Source organism: Leptolyngbya sp. Cla-17 (genome assembly GCF_016807185.1).
GTDB lineage: Bacteria > Cyanobacteriota > Cyanobacteriia > Leptolyngbyales > Leptolyngbyaceae > ULC077BIN1.
Map to the genome: position 1 here is coordinate 435,666 of NZ_JAEVYN010000002.1, position 21,737 is coordinate 457,402.

General features: G+C 49.0%; 13 protein-coding genes and 1 riboswitch. Of the genes, 4 read left to right on the forward strand and 9 right to left on the reverse strand.

What is annotated here, in order from left to right:
• The first annotated feature begins 75 nt into the window (after nt 1-75).
• Both JOY44_RS13290 and JOY44_RS13295 read left to right on the forward strand, forming a co-directional pair.
• A complete protein-coding gene (locus JOY44_RS13290) occupies nt 76-5,355 on the forward strand; it encodes an AAA family ATPase (RefSeq protein WP_171574204.1) in 5,280 nt (1,759 codons plus the stop codon).
• 81 nt (nt 5,356-5,436) lie between these two features.
• Nucleotides 5,437-6,936 carry a sensor histidine kinase gene (locus tag JOY44_RS13295; RefSeq protein WP_171574205.1) on the forward strand — a complete coding sequence of 500 codons (1,500 nt, stop codon included), beginning with the start codon at nt 5,437-5,439 and terminating at the stop codon, nt 6,934-6,936.
• 22 nt (nt 6,937-6,958) lie between these two features.
• On the opposite strand, the gene JOY44_RS13300 is transcribed toward JOY44_RS13295, so the two are convergent.
• The 5 genes from JOY44_RS13300 to cobG all read right to left on the reverse strand — a co-directional run bounded on the left by JOY44_RS13300 (nt 6,959) and on the right by cobG (nt 12,772).
• Nucleotides 6,959-8,353, reverse strand: coding sequence for a cobyrinate a,c-diamide synthase (locus JOY44_RS13300; protein WP_171574206.1), 1,395 nt, complete (start codon nt 8,351-8,353; stop codon nt 6,959-6,961).
• An 82-nt stretch (nt 8,354-8,435) separates the two neighbouring features.
• The gene (gene cobJ, locus JOY44_RS13305; RefSeq protein ID WP_171574207.1) at nt 8,436-9,845 is read right to left on the reverse strand and encodes a precorrin-3B C(17)-methyltransferase; all 1,410 of its coding nucleotides are present in this window, start codon (nt 9,843-9,845) and stop codon (nt 8,436-8,438) included.
• Nucleotides 9,842-10,546, reverse strand: coding sequence for a precorrin-2 C(20)-methyltransferase (locus tag JOY44_RS13310; protein WP_171574208.1), 705 nt, complete (start codon nt 10,544-10,546; stop codon nt 9,842-9,844). The genes cobJ and JOY44_RS13310 overlap by 4 nt, the downstream gene beginning before the upstream one ends.
• Entirely contained in the window at nt 10,543-11,172 is a 630-nt protein-coding gene (locus JOY44_RS13315) for a precorrin-8X methylmutase (RefSeq protein ID WP_197985298.1), read from the reverse strand. The genes JOY44_RS13310 and JOY44_RS13315 overlap by 4 nt, the downstream gene beginning before the upstream one ends.
• Nucleotides 11,165-12,772 (reverse strand): precorrin-3B synthase, encoded by a 1,608-nt coding sequence (gene cobG / locus JOY44_RS13320; protein WP_197985299.1) that lies wholly within the window; start codon nt 12,770-12,772, stop codon nt 11,165-11,167. Before cobG ends, JOY44_RS13315 begins: the two co-directional genes overlap by 8 nt.
• A 281-nt stretch (nt 12,773-13,053) precedes the next feature.
• On the opposite strand from cobG, the gene cbiE reads away from it, so the two are divergent.
• Entirely contained in the window at nt 13,054-14,286 is a 1,233-nt protein-coding gene (gene cbiE / locus JOY44_RS13325; RefSeq protein ID WP_171574209.1) for a precorrin-6y C5,15-methyltransferase (decarboxylating) subunit CbiE, read from the forward strand.
• 17 nt (nt 14,287-14,303) lie between these two features.
• On the opposite strand, the gene JOY44_RS13330 is transcribed toward cbiE, so the two are convergent.
• The 4 genes from JOY44_RS13330 to JOY44_RS13345 form a co-directional block, all read right to left on the reverse strand.
• Nucleotides 14,304-15,056: a cobalt-precorrin-6A reductase gene (locus JOY44_RS13330; RefSeq protein ID WP_171575974.1), complete on the reverse strand. Its 753-nt coding sequence runs from the start codon at nt 15,054-15,056 to the stop codon at nt 14,304-14,306.
• Between the two features lie 13 nt (nt 15,057-15,069).
• Nucleotides 15,070-18,735: an urea carboxylase gene (gene uca / locus JOY44_RS13335; protein ID WP_171574210.1), complete on the reverse strand. Its 3,666-nt coding sequence runs from the start codon at nt 18,733-18,735 to the stop codon at nt 15,070-15,072.
• Nucleotides 18,736-18,948: 213 nt separating this feature from the next.
• The gene (locus JOY44_RS13340; RefSeq protein ID WP_171574211.1) at nt 18,949-19,590 is read right to left on the reverse strand and encodes an urea amidolyase associated protein UAAP2; all 642 of its coding nucleotides are present in this window, start codon (nt 19,588-19,590) and stop codon (nt 18,949-18,951) included.
• A gap of 30 nt (nt 19,591-19,620) precedes the next feature.
• Entirely contained in the window at nt 19,621-20,370 is a 750-nt protein-coding gene (locus tag JOY44_RS13345) for an urea amidolyase associated protein UAAP1 (protein ID WP_171574212.1), read from the reverse strand.
• Between the two features lie 130 nt (nt 20,371-20,500).
• A riboswitch (guanidine-I (ykkC/yxkD leader) is annotated at nt 20,501-20,629 on the reverse strand.
• Nucleotides 20,630-20,804: 175 nt separating this feature from the next.
• Between JOY44_RS13345 and JOY44_RS13350 the strand changes: the two genes are divergently transcribed.
• Complete coding sequence (locus tag JOY44_RS13350) at nt 20,805-21,626, forward strand: biotin--[acetyl-CoA-carboxylase] ligase (protein ID WP_197985300.1); 822 nt, start codon at nt 20,805-20,807, stop codon at nt 21,624-21,626.
• Nucleotides 21,627-21,737 lie beyond the last annotated feature (111 nt).

Here is a 21,737-nt window from a genome sequence, read left to right on the forward strand (position 1 = left end):
GATCTTACGAGTTAATGCTCTGGAGCAGAGTGATTTAATCTAAGGAATATACCGCTCCCGTAAGGCGAACAAACCATGCTGTCTCTTCCCAGCTATCGCATCACCTCACAGATTTACGAAAGTGCGAATTCACTGGTTTATCGGGGAGTTCGGGAACTGGACTCGCAGCCCCTAATATTTAAAGTTTTGAAGTCCAATTATCCCATGCCGAATGAGCTGATTCGGTATCGGCAGGAGTATGAGATCACGCGATCGCTGAACCTAGAAGGGGTAATCAATGTCTATGGGATTGAAGCCTATCAGAATACCCTGGTGATGTTTCTAGAGGATTTTGGTGGAGAGTCTTTAAGAAATTGGCTGATAGAGCGATCGTTGACCCTGGAAGAAGTTTTGATGCTGGGTATTCGGCTAACCAAAATTTTGGGACAGGTGCACCAGCAGCAGATCATTCACAAAGATATTAATCCCTCTAATATTGTCTGGAATCCTACCATTGGCCAGCTTAAGCTGATTGACTTTGGCATTGCTAGCCGCATTACTCGCGAAAACCCTACCCTTCACAGTCCTAATGTTTTGGAGGGAACGCTTGCCTATATGTCACCGGAACAGACTGGGCGGATGAATCGATCGCTCGACTACCGCACAGATTTCTACTCTCTAGGGGTGACGCTATACGAACTGTTAACTCATCAGCTTCCTTTTACTGCCGATGATGCGCTGGAATTGATTCATTGCCATCTGGCAAAACGTCCAGTGCCTCCCTGTAATCGCACCTCAGCGATCCCCCAAGCTGTTTCAGATATTGTGATGAAGCTGCTGGCGAAAACCGCAGAAGACCGCTATCAGAGCTGTCATGGCATCCAAGTCGATTTAGAAGCTTGCCTGACTCAGCTTCAGGCGACTAACCAAATCTCTCCGTTTCCTTTAGCCCAGCAGGATATTTCAGACAGCTTTCAAATCCCCCAAAAACTCTACGGCAGAAGTCAGGAAGTTGAGACACTGCTAGCGGCGTTTGCACGAGTTGCAGGAGTTGAGCAGGAAGTATTGAGTCTGAGAAATACAGAAGTTTCTCAATTCTCAACGCTCAATCGATTCAAGAGCGAACTCATGCTGATCTCCGGTTACTCTGGCATTGGTAAAACGTCGTTAGTGCAAGAAATCTATAAACCCATTACCCAGCAACGGGGATACTTTATTGCGGGGAAGTTTGATCAATATCAGCGGGATATTCCCTATGCGGCGTTTGTTAGTGCCTTTTCTGTGTGGGTGGAGCAGTTGTTGACCGAGCCAGAAGTGCAACTGAGCCAGTGGCGAGAAGAATTGTTAGAAGCTTTAGAACCGAATGCTCAGGTCATGGTGGATGTGCTGCCTGAGCTAAAACTAATCCTAGGACAGCAGCCTCCCGTAGTAGAATTGCCGCCGATCGAAACCAGGAATCGCTTTAACCGAGTCTTTCAACAGTTCATTCAAGCGTTGGCGAAACCCAACCATCCATTAGTGATCTTTCTGGATGATTTGCAGTGGGTGGATGCGGCATCCCTGCAATTAATCCAGGTATTGATGACCACAGAAGTCCCTTTTTTGTTTTTGATTGGGGCGTATCGAGATAACGAAGTCAGTGCGACTCATCCGCTAATGCAAGCGATCGAGGAGATGCAGAAGACAGGCACGAGGATTGGGGCGATCGCCCTTTCTCCGCTTCAGAAAACTGATATTCAACATTTACTGACAGATACCCTAAATCGTTCTACTGAAGATGTTGCACTTTTGGCTGATCTATTGCTGGCGAAAACGGATGGCAATCCGTTTTTTGTGAATGAATTTTTACGAGCATTGTATGTTGAGCAGCTCCTAAGGTTTGACCATCAACACAGTCAGTGGGAATGGTCGATCGCCGACATTCAACAACGCAACATCACCGACAACGTAGTGGAGTTGCTCGTCACTAAGATCCAACGCCTGCAACCCAGCACTCAGAATGGATTACGACGAGCAGCGTGTATTGGCAATCAGTTTGATCTGCAAACGTTGACGTTTATTCTCTATTCGGCGGGCGTTCTTCGAGAGCCTGAAGCTATAGAAGCGATCGCCCTGCTCAAAGAAGCCATCAATATTGGTTTAATCATGCCGTTGAATGATTGCTATAAGCGGATTGAGTTGGGTATTCCCCAACCGGACGATGCGTTGCGAATGGAATATAAATTTGCCCACGATCGCATTCAACAAGCTGCCTATTCACTCAATTCAGCAGCAGAACGAGTGGTAATTCATCGCCAGATCGGTCAACAATTGCTGCAAAATACATCCTTAGAGCCACAGGGGCAAAACCTTTTCGATAGTATCAACCAGTTAAATCTGAGCCGAGAGCTAATCGAAACTCAAGCAGAGCGGGATGAACTGGCTCGGTTAAATCTCATAGCAGGTGAGAAGACAAAAGCAGCGGCAGCCTACGATGCTGCTGCGCGCTATCTCCAGGTTGGGCTAGAGCTACTAGCAACCGATAGCTGGCAAAATCAATATGACTTTACGCTAGCGCTGCATATTGCAGCCGCAGAAGCAGAGTATCTCAATGTGAATTTTGAGCGTTCAGTAGCACTGACCAAAACCTCACTCCACCACGCCAAAAACCTACTCGATCGCATCAAAGTCTATGAAGTGCAAATGCAAACCTGCATGGCTCAGTTAGAGATCATTAACGGGATTGAAATCGGGCTGCAAGCATTAGAAGAGCTGGGAGTTACCCTCCTGACTATAGAAAATAGCGCAAGCTTGATCGTTGATTTACCCGCTCTCGAATCTTTAGATAGTCTGCCCGTAATGACAGATCGCTATAGGCTTTCTGCAATGCGAATTTTGACAACTCTCTGCGCGCCTGTGTTCATGGCAAAACCAGAGCTTTTTCCACAGATTATTGTTACCACGATTCATCTATGTCTTGAGCATGGCAATTCAAATCAATCATCTTTTGCCTATGGACTTTATGGGGTGTTATTAGTTGGCTTAAACCAGTTAGAGGCTGGTTATCAAGCGGGCTTGATTTCACTAAATCTATTAGAAAAATTTGACGCAAAAGAACTGAAGGCAAAAGTTTATAACCTATATAATTCTAATATTCGCACCTGGAAAGAACATGCCCGTAATAGCATTACACCTCTACAGCAAGGGATACAAAGCGGCTTAGAGAGCGGAGATTTTGAATGGGGCGGGTACTGTGCAGCGAACTTATGTGCGTATCTATTTTTTACTGAAGAAAGCCTGACGGTTGCCATTCAAAAACAAGCTGTTTATATTGATCTGTGTGTTCAAATTAAGCAAGAAATCCCTGTCAATTTTTCACAGGTTTGGCGGCAACTGGGACAAAATTTTCGAGATGACGTCTTCGATCGCCTGCTGCTGATAGGTGAAAGCTTTAATGAAGCTCAACGCTTACCCCGTCTAATTGCAGCGAAAAGTGGAACCGATCTCTTCATCTTCTACACTGCCAAAACAGTGTTAACTTACCACTTTGGAGATTATGCTCTGGCACTTCAAAATGCGGCACTGGCTAATGAGAAAATAGGAGCAGCCGTTGGATTTCTTCAGGTTGGTATCTTAAATTTCTATCATTCCCTGACGCTGCTTGCCCATTATTCCCAGGTCAATCGGATTCAACAGCAGCAGTATTTAGAGCAGGTGGCTGCTAATCAACAACAAATGCAGCATTGGGCACACCATGCCCCCATGAACAACCAGCATCGTTTTGACCTGGTGGAAGCAGAAAAGGCGCGTGTCCTGAGTCAACCTTGGCAAGCCACAGAGCTTTACGATCGCGCAATTGCCCAGGCTAAAGCGCAAGGATACATTCAAGAAGAAGCGCTAGCCTATGAACGAGCCGCCCTGTTTTATCTCGAACATAACAAAGCGATCGCTGCCAAAGCCTATTTGCAAGAGGCCCAGTATAGCTATCTGAGATGGGGCGCAACTGCTAAAGTACAAGCTTTAGAGGAACGCTATTCTCAGTTATTTCAACAAACAGGCGAACCTAAAACGCTCACCGTCAATCCAAAAGTCTCATTGAGCACGACAAACAGCAGCAATTCTGAAAGGCTGGATCTGGCAACAGTGATCAAAGCCTCTCAGACTCTATCGGGGGAATTGAATCTAGAAAAACTGCTGGCTCAAATCATGACCCTGCTGCTGCAAAATGCTGGAGCGCAAACCGGAACTCTCTTACTGGAAACCAATCGACAGCTTCGGATTGAGGCAACTGGAACCGTTGATCCAGAAGCGATCGTTGTTCAGCAATCGATTCCGTTAGAAGTCACGGAGCAACTGCCGATTTCGCTCATTCAATATGTGGCGCGCAAGCAGGAAACGGTGATTTTGGCAGATGCTGCTCAGGAAACACGATTTGCCAGCGATCTCTATATTCAGTCTCAGCAGCCCAAGTCTATTTTGTGTATGCCAATTCAGGGACACGGTAAGCTGATCGGCATTCTTTATCTGGAAAACAACCTCACCACCAATGCTTTTACCCTTGATCGGGCAACAATATTGCAAGTATTGACCGCTCAGGCTGCGATCGCGTTGGAAAATACTCAACTTTATGAACAATTGGCAGCCGATTCGCAAACTCTAGAAACGAACAATCACGCCTTGCAACAAGAAGTGAGCGATCGCAGCCGCGCTGAAGAGGAACTTCGACACAGCCTAACTGAACGAGAAGTCTTGCTAAAGGAGATTCACCATCGGGTAAAAAACAATTTGCAGATTGTCTCTGGATTGCTGCAACTTCAGTCGCAAAGCATCACAGATGCCAGTACGATTAACATCCTCAAAGGAAGCCAGTATCGGATCGAGTCGATGTCCTTAATCCATAAAAAACTGTACGCTGCTTCGGATTTTGGAGAAATTGACCTAGCAGACTATATTCCCAGTCTGGCAAGCAGCCTCTTAGCTTCCTACCAGCTTACTCCTGCTCAGGTGGCCTTAGAGATAGACGTTGTCCCGGTTTTACTAAACATTGATCAGGCGATTCCCTGCGGTCTCATTGTCAACGAAATTATCTCTAATGCCCTTAAGTATGCGTTTCCGGGCGATCGCCAAGGCAAAATTCGGGTTCACCTACACACTGCTTCACCCAAGCAGGTCGAACTGACCATCCAGGACAATGGCATCGGTTTACCAGAAACTGTGGACTGGGAATATGCCCAATCTATGGGGCTTTCCCTCGTACATGACTTGGTAATAGAACAACTAGAGGGCAGTTTAACCGTTGAGCGCCACCCAGGAACAACCTTTAGAATTCAATTCCCCCAAGCTTCCCTGTTAATCAAGAGGTTAGCAGAAGCGGCACACCCAGATGATCTTGGCTAACTGTTGGAAACGGTTGTTTTTCAGTGATAGCCTCTACATATCCTGACAAGCCGCGAACTTCTACCCTTAGAAAAATATTAAATGGGACAAGCCAAAATTTTAGTGGTTGAGGATGAGATCATCGTTGCCCGCACAATCACCAATCAACTAACCCAGCTTGGCTACACTGTCGTGGGCACAGCATCTTCTGGAGCAGCCGCGATCGCCAAAGCCGCCAGTACTCACCCCGATCTGGTGTTGATGGATGTGGTGTTGAAAGGCGAGATGGATGGAATCACTGCCGCCAGCCAGATTTGCAGTCAGCAGGATATTCCGATCGTGTTTCTAACAGCGTATGCTGATGAAAATACGCTGCAACGGGCAAAAAATACCCTCCCCCTGGGATATGTCGTTAAACCATTCAGTCCGGGAGAACTGCGAGTTGCAGTTGAGCTGGCACTATTTAAGCATCAGGTAGACAAGGAACTCCGAGCTAATCGGGCGTACTTGGCAACGCTACTGCGCTCCATGAATGATGCTGTCATTGCGACCGATGAACAGGGATTGGTCACCTTCATGAATCCGGCGGCAGAAGCCTTAACGGGCTGGCGAGAAACAGAAGCCTTTGGCAAAGATGCGGCTGAGGTGCTACAGCTTATCGATGAAGTGACGGGTCTGCCGACCGATCATCCCGTGGCTCAAGTCCTAAAAACGCAGGAAGTTGCCTTTCTCAACGAATTTACTGCCTTGATCAATCGGAACGGCGATCGCATTCCAATTGGGGATAGTGCTTCTCCTTTACCTCGGCAACTAGGGGCGATCGGCGGCGTGGTGATAGTGTTCTGGGACATGACTGCTTACCGCCAGAGTGAGTTATTGCAGAAAGCATTAGAAAAAGAACAAGAACTTAATCAACTAAAATCGCAATTTATTTCAACCGTCTCTCACGAGTTTCGCAATCCCTTAGCAGTGATCCGAACTGCTGCCGAATTGCTAAACCTGCGTGGGGAAACGCTGTTTGATGAAAAAATGAAAACTTATGTAGATCGGATCAAAACCTCCGTTCAACAGATGACTCAACTGATGGAAGATGTGCTGATTATGGGACGGGTTGAAGCAGAGCGTTTACACTTTACGCCCGCCCTGGTGAATTTACAGCAGTTGTGCCAGGAAGTGCTAGAAGAATGCTCTCCCCATCTTTCTGAGTCTCACGAGTTGGTATTTACCCATCCAGATGATGGTCTGGAAACCTGGATAGATGGAAATCTTCTACGCCTAATTTTTTCCAATTTATTGAACAATGCCATCAAGTATTCGCCAATCGGTGGAAGAATTCATTTCGACTATAGCTATGGTACGGGTGGACAGACCGTGATTTTTCGGGTGCAAGATCAGGGGCTTGGAATTCCTCAACCAGAGCAGGCTCAACTGTTTGAATCGTTCTTTCGAGCTTCCAACGCTCAATCCATTCAAGGCACAGGATTGGGATTGGCGATCGTGAAGCGGTGTGTAGAACTCCATCAAGGGCAGATTGATGTAATCAGTGAAGTTGGTGTTGGCACGACCTTCACCGTCCTTTTACCGTGTCAGCCAACAGTATAGGTGCTGACCACCATTTTCACTGCTATGTAAAGCTATTGGGCAGAAGCGCATTTTGATAGTGCTGGCACTGTTGAAGCAAGCGCTGAATCAACAGGGGCTTCCCGCCAAAGTGGAGATGCAGATAGGACGCGTGAACTTGCAACCGTTGCCATCCTTCAGTTTGATGCAAAGTGCCGTTATAGTTTTGCATTGCAAACAATGGCTGTTCTGGCTCCGAGGTCAAGTGAGAACGATGAAATTCATGTCCCCAAATGATTTCGCCCGCTGCAATTAAAGGCGTGGCTCGCTGTGCGGTTGCTTGTCGATACCCTAAAGTCAGACGTTTACCCATCTGCGCTGCTGTCGGCAAAATTCCCACCATTGAATACGCCTGCGCTTCAAAATCAATTATGCGATCGCATAAATACATCAATCCTCCACATTCTGCATAGGTGGGCATTCCTGTTGCGATCGCTGCTTTGACTGCCTGACGCGCCGTTTGATTGTCACTCAATGCCGCTGCAAATACTTCTGGAAAGCCGCCGCCAAAATAGAGTCCCTGGATGTTTTCTGGGAGGGCGCGATCGCTGATTGGACTCCATTCCACAAGTTCAAAACCAGCCGCCTGTAGCAGATCCAGGTTGTCGGCATAGTAGAAGCTGAAGGCGCGATCTCGGGCAATGGCGAGTCGGGGAGGGTGAGGGTGGAGGAGTGGAGGAGTGGAGGGATCGAGGGGACGAGGACGAAGAGAAGATGTGGAGGGATCGTGGAGCAGAGAAGAGAGGACGCTCCAGTTGAACGTTTCGCCAAGGTGGGCGAGGTGATCGATCACGGTTCTAAGCTGGGGGAGTTCAGCGGTGGGAATGAGTCCAAGATGGCGATCGGGAACGGTGATTTCGTCTTGTCGCCGCAGGACTCCGAGAATAGGCAAGTTGAGCGGTGCGAGGGCATCTTGGAGGAGTTCCAGGTGACGATCGCTACCGACCCGGTTTAAGAAAACTCCGGCAAAGGTTAGCCGAGGGTCAAAGGTGGTGTAACCATGGGCGATCGCGGCGATTGAACGAGAGGTGCTACTGCAATTGAGTACCAGAGCAATCGGTAATCCCAAAAGTCGTGCAATATGCGCCGTACTTGCCCAATCATCTTTGCCCGTTACTCCATCAAATAATCCCATCACGCCTTCCACCAAGGCATAGTCAGCGGATTGGCAGTGCTGCTGAAAACACTCAATTACATAAGATTCCGAAGTGAGAACCGGATCGAGATTGCGACAGGCGCGCCCGGTGACAAACTGATGAAACATCGGATCGATGTAATCAGGTCCGACTTTAAAGGACTGCACCCGCGAGGAGCCTCGCTGACATAGCGCCGCCAACAGCGCCAGCGTGACAGTTGTTTTCCCGACACCGCTCCGTTCACCTGCAATTACTATTGCCATAAGTTGCTTAATCTACCTGATGCCATCAAATTATCTACTTCTGGACTCTTTCCCCCTTTACCTTAAGTCCAATTTTCAGGCGTTAATAGGATCGAGGCGTATACACCCATTGTTTTCCTTGGCGCTGTTGAATCATCCGAGTTTTGCTGGAGCCAATCAAAATCACGGTACGCATATCGGCATCTTCGATCGCCAACTGATCGAGGGATTTAACCGTCACCGTTTGTCCCGGTCTACCCAGATTGCATGCCAGCACAACAGGAGTTTCGGGCGATCGCCACTGCAACAAAATGGCTTTGGCTTTTTCCAATTGCCAGGTGCGCTGTTTGGAGACGGGATTGTAGAAGGCGATCGCGAAATCTGCCTGTGCTGCTGCTGCAATCCGCTGGGCGATCACGTCCCAGGGTTTGAGAATATCGGAGAGGGAGATCGCGCAAAAATCATGTCCCAGCGGTGCGCCGACTTGGGCTGCGGCTGCCTGCATTGCCGAAATTCCTGGACAAACCTGAATCTCAAGCGCTTGCCATTCTGATTTTGCCTCGCGCTCCAGTACTTCAAACACGGCAGCAGCCATGGCATAAATTCCTGGGTCGCCAGAGGAGACGATCGCCACGGTTCGGTTTTGTGCGGCTAAATCCAACGCGAAACGGGCGCGATCGAGTTCCACCCGATTATCCGATTCATGGCGGATGGTCTGGGTTTTCCGCAAGGGTTCTGCCAAATCGAGATAGGTTTTGTAACCGACCCAGTCCGTTGCCGATTCTAGAATCTCTTTCACTTCTGGAGACATCCACTCTGCCGATCCAGGACCTGTCCCCACAATCGCCAGTTTTCCTCGGTTTGGTTCAATTAAATCGCTATTAAACTCATACACTAAACAATCTTTACTCAGTGTTGATGTTGGTTCAGACTGGCTCTTTGGCAGAATTTGAATTGTCAGCTTTCCCGCCTCGGCGAAGGGCAAACGACTATTTTCTAACCAAGGTGCTTCACCGATGAGTTTGACGGTCACGCCCGCCAGCAAATCTGCAATAAAGGTCTTAGCATCATCGGGATTCACCAGTGTGTATGCGGGCGGTGGCGATAGTAATGTGGTGCGGAATCGAATATCACCGGTGGTCGTAATCGCGGGAGCAACGTGCAACACTGCCGCAAGTTGACGAGCCAAATCGTTCACACCCTGCAACCCGCCTAACAAGGGAACGACAGCACTCCCATCTTCCGCGATCGCTAATACGGGTGGTTCTTGCCATTTATTCGTGAGCAACGGGGCGATCGTGCGGATGAGGATTCCTGCTGCACAAACCCCAATGATGGGCATTCCAGCCTGAAACAATTCTCGAACCGTTTCACCAAAGTTTTCATAAGTAATCACTTTAGATTGGACACGATCCGCCAAGCCATACACCAGCGCTTCAGGCAGTGCAGTCTGAATTTGATGGGCAACAGAAATGCTGGCTTCTCCCAAAATAACGATCGCAGGCGGCTTCATGTTGGTTGGGTTTGGCTAGGAATCAGAATCAACGACCAGTAAGGCACTTCAACTGGATCGACCTCGGCGATCGCCACAATTCGCTGAGTGGGTTGGGTTGCCCGTTCAATGTAAAGGGCGCGATCCAATAACCCTAACTCATCGAGAACCGTGCGAACTTTGGCAAAATGTCTGCCCAGCTTGATGATCACTGCCGCATCCACCACCGCAAGGCGATCGCGCAGAGTCGCCGCATCCAATGTGGCAGGCATAATGCTCAACACATCATTGCGGAAGGTAATCGGCGCACCCAACATTGCCGCACTCGCCATTGTGGAAGAAATTCCCGGCACCACTTCAGTCGGAAACCGCCCTGCTAATCGCTGAAAGAGATACATAAAAGAGCCATACAGCATCGGCTCACCTTCACACAGCACCGCCACATCTTGCCCAGCGGTTAAGTGTTCCGCAATTTTCTCGGCGGCAATATCGTAATAGGGCTGCGACGATCGCTCCACGCTAAACGGGAGTGGCATCGGAAGTTCAATTTGATCGGGACGAATGAACCCAGCCACGATCGCCCGTGCCAGCACTTTGCCGTTTTCCATCGTCGGGTAGGCAATCACCGGAACGGTCGTCAAAATCCGGTGAGCCTTTAGCGTCAGTAATTCTGGATCGCCTGGACCAATCCCCAAGCCATACAGCCGTCCTAGTTCAGTCATAGTTCATTCTCCTTTGCTAATGCATTTACCGCTGCTACCGCGATCGCACTGCCGCCCCGTCGCCCATGCAGGGTAAGAAACGGCACCCCACGACTGTCGGCTGCAAGTTCTGCTTTCGATTCTGCTGCTCCGACAAATCCCACCGGAAAGCCCAAAATCAGCGCAGGTTTGGGCGCACCTTTATCTAACAGTTCCAGTAGATAAAATAAGGCGGTGGGGGCATTACCGATCGCGACCACTGCACCTGCCATTAGAGGTTGCCACAGGTCGAGTGCCGCCGCCGATCTCGTATTGTCAATCCGCTGTGCCATCTCCGGAACATCGGGATGATTCAGCGTACAAATAATTTCATTATTCGCGGGTAACCGCTTGCGCGTAATTCCATTTGCCACCATTTGCGAGTCGCAAAAAATCGGCGCACCCAATGCCAGAGCATCTCGTCCTGCCTGGACTGCATCCGTCGAAGCGGCTAGATCTTGCACGATATCTGTCATGCCACACGCGTGAATGAGCCGCACTGCCACATGAGCTAAATCAGCAGGAAAGCGATCTAACTTAGCTTCAGAACGAATGATAGAAAAAGATTTTCGATAGATGTCATCGCCATTGCGAATATAGTCAATCATGCAGTTTAACGGTTGAAGTTTCGAGTTTTGAGGAAGTCATCAGTGCTTTTAGATCTAAAATCGCCTGGCGGCTAGCGAATTCTCTAAATGATTCATTGTGTGTTTTCTGGTGCTGTTGATACAGATGCAGTAGTTGCTCCATCAGTGATGGAATATCAGCGGCGATCGCGTTGCCAAGATGATATTTTAATGATTCCTGGTCATCGCCAATGTAAATGTGATAGCCCTCAACGATCTCACCAGATTGCTCAAATGTGGTACCCAAAAGTGTGATTTCAGCCGGACTGGGTTGAGCGCAGGATTTTTCACAGCCTGTTAGATGGATATTGACAGGGCACTCCAGCTTTAACTGTCGGTTCAGATGATTTGCCAGGGCGATCGCGTGAGGTTGAGTCTCAGTTGCCGATGCTGCGCAGCCTGGTTTCCCAGCACACGCCGCGATCGCGGCATCCGGGCGATCGCGGCGTGTAGATAATCCTAGTGATGCGAGAGTTTGCACAACTTCAGTCACCCGTTCATTGGGAATATCGGGGAGAATCACCGTTTGCCAGGGAGTCAATCGAAGATCACCCCTACCAAACGTTGTAGACAATTCCACCAATCCCAGCAGTTGAGCAGCCGTCAATTGCCCTAATTGCAGACTCATTCCCATGTAAGACACTCCGGCTGCAACAGTTTTGGAAACCGATAAGGCTCGTCCCACGCTTCCCAAAAGGCTACGTTGCGGGTGAATGCCTAGATGTCCATAGGGTTGGGTCGGAAGTGGCATTGGGCAATGGGTTACTTGACGGAGAGGCTGCGGAAGATAGCCACTGACCCGCTGGAGATAACGGTCTACTCCCCAATCTTGTAGCAAATCTCTCATGCGCGGTTTTTTCGGCGATTGGCAGCTCTGATTCCCATCGTTCTGATTCACATAGTCCAGATAAACGGCTGCCAGCGCCCCTACTACGGGTACACATTCATCCGGTTTAATCAATACTGAGGTGTTGCGCAGTTGTTTTTCAGATCCCAATGCCAATCGAAAATACACACCTGCTGGTAGATCGATTGAATGGTTGGCTTGATGAACCAAAACTGCCGATAGCTGGATCTCGTTGTAGCGGTGTTCCCACGGAATTGGAGAACGAGTGCCAATGCCAACCGCCCCTCCACCATCAATACCCACACTAAACTTGGCAGGCAATCCAGCCAGTTCTGGATGACTCCGAATGTAAGTATCCAGTGCTAAAACCAACGGACGGGTATCAATCAGTTCCTGAGAATCAATCCCTGCGGTAGGGCTGGTCATCAAGTTACGCAGATGATCGACACTCCGATTTTGAGCCGCTAAGCCAAGATCTTGTAATGTTTGAAAAATTTCTGGAGTCGGTGGATGAATGGAGCGAACTTGCAGGTTTGCCCGATTCGTAACTTGAATCGTTTTCTTGTTCCACGCGGCAACAGTAGCAAGTTCTGTGAAAAGTTCCGCGATCGCTCGTCCTTGCTGTTGATTTAGCCACCCACCGGGTGTGCGGATGCGAATTAGATAGGCATCCTGGGCAGGAGTGTTGTAAAACAACCCTGGACAAACAATTGATTGAGCTACTTCATTCACCATTCCCCTCCTTCCCTGTGCGACGCAGAGAATCGACAGTCGCGTGTTCTTTAGAACATGCTTGAGGTTGGCATTCTGACTCAATCAATTTTGGATTTGAGATTTTGGACTTTGAATTGAAATTGGGTTAGCAACTTCCACTCTAAGCTCTAAAATCACCGCCCTAAAATCGTATTACAGTTGCGGCACAGTACCGGAATCACACCGAACTTTCCCAACGCTAAGCCTGAGAAGCATAGCATAGACGATGTGATAACCTTTATTCCTCCAACCTTTCTTAAAACATGAGCAGCAAAGATTTCAGGCAAAAATGGCTGTCGATTGTCGGCATTGGAGAGGATGGGTTAGAGGGGTTGAGCATGGTGGGGCGATCTCTCCTCGATCAAGCCACTGTCTTCGTCGGGGGCGATCGCCATTTGGCAATGTTGCCTCCAGAAGATACACGAGAAAAGCTTCTTTGGACTGCTCCCATTGAAGACTCGGTGAATCAGATTATTCAGCGTCGGGGACAGGCAATCTGTGTTTTGGCAAGTGGCGATCCGATGTGCTATGGCATTGGTGTGACTCTGACTCATCGGATTGCGATCTCAGAGATAACCATCGTTCCGGCTCCCTCTGCTTTTAGCCTTGCCTGTGCCCGTTTGGGCTGGTCGCTGACCGAGATTGAAACCCTCAGCCTGTGTGGTCGCAATCCCGCTTTGTTAAATGCCCTACTCTATCCAGAAGCACGAATATTAGTGTTAAGCGCAGATAAATCGACTCCAATAACTGTTGCCAAACTTCTAATCCAGCAAGGCTTTGGCGATAGTCAAATCACCGTCCTGGAACGCATGGGCGGCACCTACGAACGTATCACCTCCGGCACCGCCTCCACCTGGACTACCACCGACCTTGCCGACCTCAACACGATCGCCATCACCTGTTTGCCCTCCACCCCTCCACCCCTCCACCCCTCTACCCTTCTCCCCGGACTCCCCGACACCGCTTATCACCACGACGGGCAACTCACCAAGCGCGAAGTTCGCGCCATTACTCTCTCTGCCCTTGCCCCCTTACCGGGACAATTGCTCTGGGACGTGGGCGCGGGCTGTGGCTCGATCGCCATTGAATGGCTGAGGAGCGATCGCCGCTGTCGAGCAATCGCCATTGAACAGCATCCGACTCGCCTGCAATATATTGCTGATAATGCGATCGCCCTAGGGACTCCCAATCTCACCATTGTTGCCGGAGCCGCCCCGATCGCCCTTAAAGGATTACCAGAACCCGATGCAATTTTCATTGGGGGTGGCTTGACTACGCCAGAGTTATTAGAAACTTGCTGGCGATCGCTACATTCAGGCGGTCGTCTGGTTGCGAATGCCGTCACGGTTGAAAGCGAATACCTGCTCTTTCAGTGGCAGCGTGAATTAGGCGGTCAACTAAGTCGGATGGCAATTCAACGGGCAGAACCGGTCGGCAAATTTCTGGGTTGGAAAGCAATGGCTCCCATCACGCAGTGGGTCGTAGTGAAAAATTAAGGGCAAGAACTCAGCGATTATTTTGATATCCTGTCTCTGAGCCAAGAGAGAGCGGTTTCTACATCGGCAACTTTTTCTCCGGGTGGAAGGGGTGGGCGCTGCACCATCACCACTGGAATTCCTAATTCGCGTGCGGCAATGATTTTGGCGTAGGTCGCAGTCCCGCCGCTGTTTTTGCTGACGATCGCCCCAATCTCATACTGCTGCAACAGCGATCGTTCATTCTCCAGTGAAAAAGGTCCGCGAGCCAGCAATAACTTCCCTGGTGGCACAGTCGTATCGGGCAAGGGGGGATCGATCATCCGCATCAGAAACCAAATTTTAAGGTGGGCAAAGGCAGCCAGTTCTTGGCGACCAATCGTCAGAAAGATCCGCTGGGCTAATCCTGGCAATACTGCTGCCGCTGCTGCATTACTTTCAACCTCGATCCAATCATCTCCTGCTACAGGGTTCCATGCCGAACGAATCAACATCAAGTGGGGAATATTCACCGCTGTGGCAGCAGCAGCAGCATTCAACGAAATTTGAGCCGCAAATGGATGAGTGGCATCAATTAGCCAATCAATCTGCTGTTCTCGCAAATAAGCTGTTAATCCTGCAATTCCTCCAAAACCCCCAATCCTTGTGTTCTCGGATGGCACGATAGGCTGCTGAGTTCGCCCTGCTAAAGAGTTGATGACTTCCACTTCCGGGATTTCAGCGATTTTCCCAGCTAGCTCCACGGCATCGCCTGTGCCACCCAATATCAACACCCGTTTTTGTTGAGTCATTTCATAGACTGCTTTAATGCTCTGTTTCATCCGATTGGATTGCCGCCAAAAGTTGCCCAGCCGTCACCGTTTGTCCTGGTTGACAAAACACCTGGGTAATCGTGCCAGCACTATCGGCAAGGACTGCAATTTCCATTTTCATCGCTTCGAGGATGATCAACTGATCGCCCTCTGCCACGCGATCGCCGGGTTGCACCAACACCTGCCACACATTGGCAGACACATGAGCCACGATCGCTTCAACATCATTGGGAAGAACGATCTCAGGGACTTCTGGTTGCTCTAATACTTCCACATCTTGACGAGTAAATTCTCCAGCAGTCGCCCAGCGATCGCGTTCCGCCGCAAACGCAGCTCGTTGTTTGACTCTAAAGGCAGCGATATCTTCTGCATTCGCATTCAAAAACTGCTGATACTGTCTCAGACTAAACGTTTCTTCCTCAATCTGCAGCTTCACTTTGCCCTGAATTACTGCTTCTCGATAGCGCAACAGTTCTTCCGGCGAAACTGGAAAGAAGCGAATTTGATCAAAAAAGCGCAGCAGCCAAGGTTGCTCAAAATCCTCAGTTTGCTTGTAGCGATTCCAAACAGGCACCGTGCGCCCCACAAACTGATAGCCTCCTGGACCTTCCATGCCATAAATGCACATATAGGCACCCCCAATTCCCACGGCATTTTCGGGAGTCCAAGTACGAGCCGGATTATATTTTGTGGTGACAAGGCGATGGCGCGGATCAAGCGGGGTCGCAACGGGTGCGCCGAGATATACATCGCCTAGCCCCATCACTAAATAGCTAGCATTGAAGACGATTTCTCGCACTTGCTCAATCGTGTCAAGTCCGTTAATCCGCCGAATGAATTCGGTATTGCTCGGACACCAGGGCGCATCCGATCGCACCGATTGCATGTACTTTTGAATCGCTAGTTGAGTCGATTCGTCATCCCAAGACAGCGGCAAATGTATAATTCGAGTGGGCACTTCCAATGCATCAATCGCTGGCAGCTCGGACTCGGCTGCAATTAATGCATCCAGCAATGCTTGAACTGGCAACACTCGACTGTCGTAATGGACTTGCAGCGATCGCATCCCCGGTGTGAGATCAATGATTCCCGCTAATCGATTTGCCCTCAACCACTCCATCAATGTATAAACGCGAAAGCGCAAGTTGAGATCCAGCACCAGTGGGCCATACTCAATCAACAAAAATTTGTCGCCCGCCTGTCGATAAGTAACCGCAATTTGAGTAGATGATTCAGGGATTTGGTGGAGTATGGGAGAGTGGAGTGGTAAAGGAGTGTTGATGATATTTACAGCATCGATCTCTCGACTTCTTAACTTCTCTACTTCTCCACTTTTCCCCTCCAATTCTCCACTTTTCAGCATTTCAATCTGACGATCTTGCGTTAACTCACGCTGAAGAGCTTCCTCAAGTGTGAGGCGATAGAACTGAACCGTATCACCTGGTTTGAGTTGTCCAATTTTCCAAAGTTCAGCTTGGGCGATCGTGATAGGACAAACAAATCCACCTAGGCTGGGACCATCGTAAGCCAGAATGATTGGCATATCGCCTGTAAAGTCAATGGTGCCGATCGCGTATGCATTGTCATGAATGTTGGAGGGATGTAAACCAGCTTCACCGCCATCCGATCGCGCCCACTCTGGTTTAGGACCAATGAGGCGAATACCGGTTCGGGCTGAGTTGTGATGGATCGTCCAATGTGTTGAGAAAAGCATCTCAATATCACTATCTGTGAAGAAATCGGGTGCGCCATGAGGACCGTAGAGAACACCAATTTCCCACGCATTTGTGTACTGCGGAATTAATTGAGGCGGGCGTTGCTCATTGATCTCCTGCGCTTGATCATCGACTTGATAGAGATGCAGAACATCTCCAGTCCGTAAGGTGCGTCCCGCATGTCCGCCAAATTTGCCGAGTGTGAACGTTGCTTTACTGCCCAAATAATCAGGAACATCAAATCCGTGCTGGATGGCAAGATAAGTGCGATATCCATGTCCTTGAATGGTTTTAAGCTTAAGGGTGCTGCCTGCGTTAACGGGAATCGATGTCCAATAGGGTACAGGCTGACCGTTGAGCGTGGCTTGCATGACGGCACCTGTGAGGCAGATAACTGTATTGCAGTTAAATCGCAAGGTCGGACCTGTGACCGTGCATTCTAGTCCTGCTGCCGATTCAGCGTTACCCAATATCCGGTTCGCGAGACGAAATGCCAGATGATCCATGGGTCCTGATGGCGGCACCCCAATATCCCAATAGCCGATCCGTCCGGGATAATCTTGAACGGTAGTGTAAGTGCCAGAGTCGAGAACATCGATCGTGCGTGGCTTATATTCAAAAGTGTTGAGATAGCGAGTGCTGATGCTTCCTTGAATAAATGCGGGACTGGCGATGACCTGACGCAGATACTCTAGGTTCGTTTCAATCCCAGCGATTTCTGATTCCTGTAAAGCGGTTTGAAGTTGGGCGATCGCCGCTTCTCTATCCTCTCCCTGGACAATCACCTTTGCCAACAGCGGATCATAGAATGGCGTAACCTCTGTTCCAGCTTCAATCCAGCGATCGCAGCGAATATTATCTGGAAACCGAACAGCACTCAATAACCCAGAACTCGGCTGAAAATTCTTGTTCGCATCTTCGGCATAAATCCGTACTTGGATTGAATGCCCTCGGGATTGATGTTGATAATTTTTTAGAAATGTGGAATCGCCTGCTGCGAGGCGTACCATCCATTCCACCAGGTCAATTTTGCTGACCGTTTCAGTCACTCCATGTTCGACCTGGAGCCGCGTGTTGACTTCCAAAAAGTAGAACTGTTGTGTGGTTACAGCAAATACAAACTCAACCGTGCCTGCGGAGCGATAATTTGCCGCCTGCCCTAATCGCACAGCACAGTCATAAAGTTGCTGCCGTAGTGCATCACTGATGCCCGGTGCAGGAGTTTCCTCGATCACTTTTTGATTGCGGCGTTGAGTTGAGCAGTCCCGCTCTCCGAGCGCAATCACAGCACCAGCGCCATCCCCAAAAATTTGCACTTCAATATGTCGTGCTGCTTGAATATATTTTTCTAGAAAAACACCGCTTTGCTTAAAGTTGGTTTGGCTCAAACGTTGTACTTTCTCAAACCCATCCGTTAGCTCTGTTTCGTTCAAGCAGACCTGCATTCCAATGCCGCCCCCGCCTGCGGTACTTTTCAGCATCACTGGATAAGTGATTTCTGCTGCTAACTGTTGTGCCTGCTTTATATCCTTCAACAGACCCGTTCCAGGGACTAATGGCACCTGATTTTGCTCTGCTAATTCACGAGCAGTGTGCTTTAGACCAAATTGGCGAATGTGTTGTGGCGTAGGACCAATGAATGCAATCCCGGCGGCTTCACAGGCTTCTGCAAACTCGATGTTCTCGCTCAAAAAACCGTAGCCGGGATGAATTGCCTGCGCTCCAGTTTGCTGTGCCACTTCTAGAATGCGATCGCCCTTGAGATAGCTTTCTGCAACAGGAGCCGCGCCAATACACACGGCCTCTGTCGCCATTGAAACATGCTGAGTAGGCGCATCCGCTTCTGAATAGACTGCAACACTAGCAATTCCCAGGCGATCGAGCGTCCGAATTACACGGCAGGCAATTTCACCCCGATTAGCAATCAAAACTTTGTTGAACATGAAAGCTTTCTCAGTAAGTGCTGAAAACATCAAACAGAAGTAGGGTTAGTCTTTAATCCACTCACCGGATGTGCAACTAAAGGCACTCCCCAGTCCTAGCTCCTTCTCTTGCCTTGAGAGAAGGTAATAATCAAAATCCCTCTCCTGCTTAGGAAGAGGGATTTGAGGTGAGAGGGGACGTTACACATCGCGTCATCCCCTATTTCTATCCCTTTATGCCGCATCCCAAATAATTAGTCGGATTGGCGTAGGGTTGTAAGCATTACAGGGATTATTGATTTGTGGACAGTTAGAAATGGCAACGATCGCATTCATTTCCGCCTGCAAATCGATTATGCTGCCAGGGGCAGAAATGCCATCAACAATTTCTAAGGTGCCATCCTCTGAAACAGGGACATTCATAAAAAAGTTGATGTTGCTGACCAGATCCCGTTTGCCCAAGCCATAGGGTGCTAAAGCTGTGAGAAAGTTTTCGACACAGGCGTGTTGATATTTTTTATCTAGCCCAAAGCGTACCGAGTTACTTTCACAGCTACAAGCACCGCCCGATGTGTCATGCCGTCCACAGGTATCTTTCAAGATCGTCATCATCACTCGACCATCATTTGATATCAGTTTGCTACCTGTATTCAAATAAAGATTGCCTTGGGTAACGGTTGTATCTTGCGCACTGTAGCGCTCAGAGGGATCATCGGCATTGTAAACTAGAAAATCAACGGCTTGGTTGCCACCCAAATCTTCAATCCGAAGAATTTGCCCTTTCTGAATGACCCGTGACCAAGGATGTCTAGCAGGAAGCACCTCGTCATAAATGGCTGTTTTGGGGTCGAGAACAGGTTCAATCGTAAGCGTCATGATTCAGTCCTAACAAATGCGGCTGGTAAACTATTGAGCAAATAAAGCATCGGTATTGATGAAGCCACGAGTTGCTTCAGGATTCGCAGATCGACAGACATCATCGGCTGCGATCGCCGGAGAGTTCCAGACGGTCACTTGAATGGGTTTTGGCTCATAGGTATTACTAGGATGCAGCACATGAGGGCAGTTCGATAAAACTACCAACACATTCATTTCGGCGCGAAGATCGATAAAACTTCCCGGTTGCTCATGCCCTTCGACAAAACTCATTTTGCCGTCTGGCGCGATCGCTACCTGCGTAAACAAATTAATATTGGGCATCACATCTTTTTTGCTCAAGCCATATCGCGTCACCGCTCTGCGGAAGTTATCGCGGGAATTTACCCAAAACTCGCCATCTCCATACTTGGTAGCGTTGCTTGCAGTATGACTGCATCCTCCAAATAGATCGTGATAGCCAGAGGTGTCTTCTGTAACCGAAAACAAAACTCTCCCCATATCGGAGTAAATCACCATGCCCTTTTTTAAGAAGGCATTGAACTGGATTTTTGCAGTATCAGCGACGTTCAGCCGCTCCATCGCATTATCTGCGTTGTAGCAAATCAGCGAAACGCCCTGAGATCCTGCTAAATCCGTTACACGCAAGGTGTTTCCTCGCTTGATCACGCCATGCCAATAGGCGCTACCCGGCAGGGTCTCATCCAATAAAATCAGCCCTGGATCAATTGCGGCTGGATTGGATAGACCAGAATCTGGCGAAACAGATGCTTGCACCATAAAAGTCTCCTATTGACGGTGAATAATTCAGTTGAGACCCCAGAAGTTTTACCTAGCTTTTGGAACTGGAGCAGCCACTGACTCAAATGCAAAGCCCAGGAGTTTCCAACAGAGACTTAACTCTGTATGGCTCTCCCGGGCTTTTTTCCCGCCGTGTGACCAACTCAGCATTCTCAACAGAATTTTGAGTTAGCTGCTTCTCTCGGACCAGTCACTTAGCTGAATAAACGGCTAAATCGGAACCCTAGAAGCAAATTCCTGTTCATTGACTATTTAGATATATGTCAGATAAAACTTTGATGATTATATAATCAAACTCAAAGCCATGCAATGCCTACCCCAGGCATCGGTCATGCCGCAGTCAGTCAATCTTGACAATGTCAGCGGTCAGGCGGCAAAGAATTAAAGAGTTGAAGATGTGGAAAGGGGAACATGTGAAACATAGGGAAGCCCTAATTCCATTTCCTGCGTCTGGCAATCCTGATCCAATGGATTTACCTGGCTGGCTGCATTGGGTTGACAGTTGTCCCAGTACCAACACCTGGGCAACGACGCACGCCGATCGCTTACCTCATGGAGCCGTTGTGTTTACGCGCCGTCAAACCGCAGGACGCGGACAACATGGGCGCACCTGGCATTCGCCAATGGGTGTGCTAACCGCAAGTTTTATTCTCGATTTTCCCATGCCTCAACTATCAGGGTTAAGTTTGGTCATCGGGTTAGCTGTGATTCACGCGATTGAAGATTTGCTTCCCGACCAACGCGGACGATTGTGCTTGAAGTGGTCCAATGATGTGTTGATTGCCGGACGCAAAGTAGCTGGAATTTTGTGTGAAGCTACTTCGGGGAGTCGTTCTGGACAGACGCGGGTTGTTGTGGGCATTGGACTCAACCGCTGTGTTGACTTTGTTCAAGCTGAATTATCTCCCGATCAGGTCGGTAACGCGATTAGCCTGCATGAAATCTCTACGGTGCCCGAAGAGTTAGATTTGCTGGAGCGATCGCGGCATTATTTGATGCAGGTGCGAGATATTGTTGTTCAACACTGGGATTCATCCCGATTCGATGGGATTGTTCCTTTATTTCCCGAATTACATCAACGCGATGGATTACGCGATCGCTCCATTACTCTCGAACTGAATGGAGAATCGATTTCAGGGCAAGCCGTTGGATTTGATGATCAGGGCAGGTTGTTAGTGCGATCGCCCCAGGGTGTCATTCACCCCTTTACATCAGGTCGGATTATTCAGTATTGAAGCCCCTTTCCCGCATGGGAGAGGGTTTAGGGCAGTGATATGAGGGCTATAAAGTAGGATTTATCTCCCTGAAGCTATCGTGTCAATCGTATTGGCGAATGTCGAACACCG